The sequence below is a fragment of the Candidatus Infernicultor aquiphilus genome, from assembly GCF_002784285.1.
GTDB lineage: Bacteria > Atribacterota > Phoenicimicrobiia > Phoenicimicrobiales > Phoenicimicrobiaceae > Infernicultor > Infernicultor aquiphilus.
On the sequence record NZ_PFKO01000207.1, the window covers coordinates 1 to 5,143 of the forward strand.

The window sequence follows — 5,143 nt, forward strand, 5'->3', positions numbered from 1 at the left end:
CTAGAATAAATATACACATCCCATTTTCTTAGAAAATTAATATTCTACTTTTAAGAAAGATAATAGGGACAGACACCTATTTATCGGATGAGCAGTGTAATTGAGGTGTAAACTTATGAAAAACTACCTGACAATCAAATCGTTTTTTATAAGTCAGCAGACGGCTCGGTGAATATTGAGGTATTGTATGCCGAAGAAAATATCTGGCTTATTCAAAAGAAAATAGCATAATTTTTTGACACAACGCCTCAAAATATAACTCAGCATCTCAAAAATATCTATGTAAAGGTCGAAGCTGACCAAACGGCAACTTGTAAGGATTTCTTACAAGTTTGGAAATATTAGGGGCACCTATTTGCGTTGTATTATGAATGCAAATATAATTTCATTCTAGAATAAATATACACATCCCATTTTCTTAGAAAATTAATATTCTACTTTTAAGTTAGATAAATAGGGACAATTGTACCAGCCCAATAATTCGGTAACTTTTAGCGGAAGAGCGCCAAGAAGTTTTATATTTCTTACAGGGTGAAAGTCCTTGTTGGGTAAGGTCTAGCCAACTACCCATACCAAGTGTTGCATCAAAATGGGTAACCATTAGATGACCTGTCTGCTGCAGGCAGGAGCGTACACAGGGAAACAGATAGGTAAAAGTGAACTATACAGCCTCGTAAATAAAGATTAATGCAGATGGCGACGTCGTTTTCGCAACGGAAGCCTATACAAAAGAGTCGCATATGGCGAGATTCTAAAGAGGGTCTGTCGGGGTCTTGGCACATGGCATGTTTGTAGAGAAATATAAAGAACTTGGGAAGTCCTATAAGCTCCTTATCAAAAGGTAAGTCTACCCGATGAAAAGAGAGGATGACTGATGGCTTATAGGGATTCGGATCAGTTCATAGTACTCTATGAAATAGAGGAAGGGGCTGACAGAATACGTAGCCTGCAAAGGAAACATTTGCCGGGCAAGTAGGACTGGAGGAACAAATGCAAACCTCCTTGCAGGGAATAGCAAAGAAGGCAATACTAATTTGTCTTTTACGGAAGCGAGTATTTCTGAAGAGCCCAGTGCGGTAGTTCCGCACGCTGGGATCTGTGCGGGGGCAGTCAGGTAACTGGCTGTCCTACCGTGACACCTATAGGATCTGAGGAGTTTCTTAACCAGATGGTTAAAACTTTAGATATTATTATAGATAGACCTCCTAAAGGAAACCTTCGTAAAATGGAAAGTTAAACCAAAGAAAAAATAGTATGTACGGTGTCCTTATTTAATTTAAACTAGAATTGACTCTTGTTCTTATTCTTTATATTGACATTGCTGATTAGTGTGATAAAATATCAATGTAAAAAAGAGCACGGTAAGTTATTTGGGAGATAACCTATGAAACCTAAAAATACATCTAAGACTTTAGGGCCGATAGAGACGAATATTGTGGCTCGTTTGACCTATGAAAAAAAGGCTATGGTTACGGCGAAAGATATGGATCAATTATTTAATCTTTCACCGGAGGATAGAAAACAAATTGTTTTTAGGCTCAAAAAGAAAAAAATACTCTCAGCAATAAAACCAGGTGTATATGTTTTTTCGCCTCTTGAGGCAGGCCCTGAGGGAATGGGTGTAGATGAGTTGCTTATCCCGCCGCTTTTCTTTCCGAAGAAAAACTACTATGTCGGATACTCGACCATGTTTAACTATTACGGATTTACCGAGCAGCTTTTTCAAACGGTGTATGTTCTGAATACCACCAAGCGTATGGAAAAGATAATTTGCGGTTTATCTTATAAATTTATAAAGATAATGGAAAATCGTATATATGGGATAGAAAAAATAAAAGTAAAAGATGAAGAAGTAAACATCAGCTCAAAAGAGAAGACGCTAATAGATCTCATTTATTTTAATAATCCTGTTGGAGGCATTATAAACGCTTCCAAGATATTTACAAAAATTGTACTTAGCAATAAATGTGATATAAAGAAGCTGGTTGAATATGCAGTTTGTTTTCCCAATATTAAGACCAGAAAGCAGATTGGGTTGATACTTGATGAGGCCGGAGTTCCTGAAAATATTTTGAAACCCCTCCTAAAAAGTATAGAAAAGACCTCTATCGGTTCTTTTAATGGTTCGCGTAAAGGCACCCTGAATAAAAAATGGAGAGTTATCGTTAATGATTCACGAAAATAAAGATGAGTTTATAAAAGCGTTAGGAAGGGCATCAAAGAAAAAGGGTTTTCTATTACCTCTACAGGTGATCCACTTTTTAATGGTGGTCAAATTAACTGCTTATCTTTAAATGAACTTATCGCGGAAAAGTTACGTGCCGGTGCGATAAGAAAAATTATAGCTCCCCGGGATTTTTATGATATTGACTTTGTTCTGCGTAATAAGTTTGATTTAACTAATAAAGAAGTAGTAACCTTGTTTAAAAAGAAACTTCAAGAGGATGATGCCGATACAGATTTAGGTAAATATAAGAAGAACCTCGGCAGGTCAGATGAAGAAATTAAGGAGATGAATTCACGTATTGAAACAGAGTTATTTGACGTTTTAGCACCTGAAGAGCGCAAGAATTTTGATTTGAGTACAGCCCTCAAAAGAATTAACAAAGCTATGGAAGCGATAGGAGGGCACTTATTATGAGTAGAGTAGAAATCTATTATTTTTCAGGAACAGGTAATTCGTTATATGTGGCAAGAGAACTTCAAAAACGAATTCCAGAAACTAAGCTTATACCAATTATAAGCCTTTTAAAGGAAGAGCTTATAGAAACGAAGGGAGAAACGATAGGTTTTGTGTTTCCCATTTATGTCTCTTCAACCCCTGATCCGGTAAGGAGATTTTTAAAGAAAATTGATTTAAAACCAACTCAATATATTTTTGCGGTAACCACAAATAGTGGTCATCCAGGAAAAGTGAATATATACCTTGAAAAACTATTGAAAAAAAGAGGTAAAAGTATCGATTCTTATTTTACCCTAAAAATGATCGGTAATTCACCGAAGGGTGTAATGCCATCTTTTATGATTATTCAAGATTGGGCCTCTCAAATAACAAAAGAAAAAGTTTCAGCTTTAGAAGATGAAGTTCAAAAAGAACTTGAAACCATATATAAAGCTATTATAAATAAAGAAAAAAATACAGGAAAAGATAATCCAAATCCACCTAATTTTTTTATGAAATATGTCGATCGATTACTACAGCTTCCTATTGAATGGGCCTCTGAATATACCAATCCTAAAATTAATTTTTATGTTGATTCAAAGTGCACCGGATGTAGCCTATGCGAAAAAGTTTGTTTATCTAAAAAAATAAAGATGAACCATGGTAAACCTTTATGGCAAAAAGAGATTAAATGTTATCACTGCTACGCTTGTTTTAATTTTTGTCCTGAGCAGTCAATTTTAGTCAAAAATTACACCTACCAAGATGGAAGATATTGTCATCCTGATGTAACTACGAAAGATATTGCTGAACAAAAAGGATTTTAATACGTCAGGGTACGGTTCTTTGACATATTATTTTATCTAAATTATAATATAAAAAATAAACTAGGAAATTTTTATCATGCCTAGATAAAGAAGGAAATTAAGTAAAACCGGAATCCATCATGTGATGATACGGGGGAATGAGCAGAAAAAATATTTATTTTGACAGGTAACTCGTGTAGTTTAAAATATATTCTGTCAATAAATCGGTGCGGGAAATTCCGAATTTAACAAAATGTTTAAAAGTGATTGTTGGTAAACAATATTGATTAAGTGAGAAATTTTAAAGAGGGAGGAAAATATTTCTCTTTCTCCCTCTTGACTATCCAGATATTGAGGTGAGAAAAATGAAAATATTCAAATATTTTAGTATTTTGACAGGTATGCTTTTACTTTTTAGTATCAATGTTTTTGCCATGCACCGTTTTTATCCTTGGTATGGAGGTCTGGGTATGATGCGGGGTTGTGGAGGATTGTCGATTGGTTTGGTTTTTCTGGTAATAATTGGTTTTGTAATCTATTTTATTGTGAAAAATATAAGAGAAAAGAAATCAGATATAGTGACTAAAGAAGAGACCCCCTTGGAAATATTAAAAAGGCGTTATGCTAAAGGTGAAATTAATCAGGAAGAATTTAAGAATATGAGGAAAGAATTGCGAGACTAGTTGAAATATTAGTAAAAAATGAAGATCCGGAGTTCTAATCATACCTTTTGTAAAATCGTGAACCTGACTCTGGATCTTCCAAAAAAGATGACGTGAGAGCTGTTAATGTAAATCGTAAAAACAAAAAATGAGTTAAATCCGCTTCCGGTAATTGCCAATATTGATTTCTGGCACACGAATCCAATAATCACATTCCTAATTGGTAGAACCATTATTAAAGGAAGGTATTATCCGTTTATAGGAATAAGTTGTAAGGGATAGGAAGAATTAAAAATGAAAATATTAGCAGTGGATTTTGACGGCGTCATTAGTGACAGTGCCTTAAAATCTTTATTTGCAGGTCATAATGCCTATTGTCAATATTTTGGTTTGAAAGTAAAGAAAAATTTCGGCGGAAAGTTGTTTACTTTTGAGAATTGGGAAGAAATGAAAAAACAATATAAAAAAGAAATGGATGATTACCGCCGCTTAAGGTCTTATATCGAATTATCGGGTGATTTTTTCGTTATTATTAAAATTATGGAAGAGCAGATTCAAATTAAGGACCAACAGGAATTCATTGCTTATCGTAACCAGCTTCAATTCGATGATCAATTTTTTCGAGAATTATTTTTTGAAGAAAAAGAGAAATGGCAGAAAAAGAGTTTTAGAAAGGGGAAGACATTCATCGTGCCTTTCAACCGGAATATCTTGATTTTAAAATAGACCTGGAAGATATTTTTGATAAAAACTTTGGAAAGCATAAAGCAGAGCATATGCAGGCCATTGCTAAAAAATATGGCGTTGCTTTAGAAGAGATTTATTTTATCGATGACCAGTTAAGCTACCTGATAGGAACTGATACCCTGGGGGTTAGCGTTTTTTTGGCTGGATGGGGTTATTGCACTGAAAGCCAGAAAGAGGAAGCAAAAAAGAGAAAGATCACCGTAATTGAGGAAGAAAAGGATTTTTATCCGGTATTAAAGAAAGTCTTAAGTTAGTACAATAAATAT

Annotated in this window: 7 protein-coding genes; all 7 read left to right on the forward strand. The window is 34.4% G+C overall.

Annotated elements, in window-relative coordinates:
- Positions 1 to 1,384: 1,384 nt before the first annotated feature.
- The 7 genes from COZ07_RS05455 to COZ07_RS05485 all read left to right on the forward strand — a co-directional run bounded on the left by COZ07_RS05455 (position 1,385) and on the right by COZ07_RS05485 (position 5,131).
- Positions 1,385 to 2,185, forward strand: a complete 801-nt coding sequence (locus COZ07_RS05455; RefSeq protein ID WP_406607569.1) for a type IV toxin-antitoxin system AbiEi family antitoxin — start codon at positions 1,385 to 1,387, stop codon at positions 2,183 to 2,185.
- Entirely contained in the window at positions 2,169 to 2,294 is a 126-nt protein-coding gene (locus COZ07_RS05460) for a hypothetical protein (RefSeq protein WP_406607570.1), read from the forward strand. Before COZ07_RS05455 ends, COZ07_RS05460 begins: the two co-directional genes overlap by 17 nt.
- A gap of 8 nt (positions 2,295 to 2,302) precedes the next feature.
- Positions 2,303 to 2,641 (forward strand): nucleotidyl transferase AbiEii/AbiGii toxin family protein, encoded by a 339-nt coding sequence (locus COZ07_RS05465; RefSeq protein ID WP_406607575.1) that lies wholly within the window; start codon positions 2,303 to 2,305, stop codon positions 2,639 to 2,641.
- A complete protein-coding gene (locus tag COZ07_RS05470; protein WP_406607571.1) occupies positions 2,638 to 3,489 on the forward strand; it encodes an EFR1 family ferrodoxin in 852 nt (283 codons plus the stop codon). The genes COZ07_RS05465 and COZ07_RS05470 overlap by 4 nt, the downstream gene beginning before the upstream one ends.
- Positions 3,490 to 3,833: 344 nt before the next feature.
- Positions 3,834 to 4,151: an SHOCT domain-containing protein gene (locus COZ07_RS05475; protein WP_406607572.1), complete on the forward strand. Its 318-nt coding sequence runs from the start codon at positions 3,834 to 3,836 to the stop codon at positions 4,149 to 4,151.
- A gap of 273 nt (positions 4,152 to 4,424) precedes the next feature.
- On the forward strand, positions 4,425 to 4,856 hold the full coding sequence (locus COZ07_RS05480; RefSeq protein ID WP_406607573.1) for a hypothetical protein: 432 nt from the start codon (positions 4,425 to 4,427) through the stop codon (positions 4,854 to 4,856).
- Positions 4,857 to 4,906: 50 nt separating this feature from the next.
- On the forward strand, positions 4,907 to 5,131 hold the full coding sequence (locus COZ07_RS05485; RefSeq protein WP_406607574.1) for a hypothetical protein: 225 nt from the start codon (positions 4,907 to 4,909) through the stop codon (positions 5,129 to 5,131).
- Positions 5,132 to 5,143 lie beyond the last annotated feature (12 nt).

Coding starts and splice junctions, on each gene's coding strand:
- COZ07_RS05455 (WP_406607569.1), top strand. CDS start 1,385: ATGAAACCTAAAAATACATCTAAGACTTTAGGGCCGATAGAGACGAAT.
- COZ07_RS05460 (WP_406607570.1), top strand. CDS start 2,169: ATGATTCACGAAAATAAAGATGAGTTTATAAAAGCGTTAGGAAGGGCA.
- COZ07_RS05470 (WP_406607571.1), top strand. CDS start 2,638: ATGAGTAGAGTAGAAATCTATTATTTTTCAGGAACAGGTAATTCGTTA.
- COZ07_RS05475 (WP_406607572.1), top strand. CDS start 3,834: ATGAAAATATTCAAATATTTTAGTATTTTGACAGGTATGCTTTTACTT.
- COZ07_RS05480 (WP_406607573.1), top strand. CDS start 4,425: ATGAAAATATTAGCAGTGGATTTTGACGGCGTCATTAGTGACAGTGCC.
- COZ07_RS05485 (WP_406607574.1), top strand. CDS start 4,907: ATGCAGGCCATTGCTAAAAAATATGGCGTTGCTTTAGAAGAGATTTAT.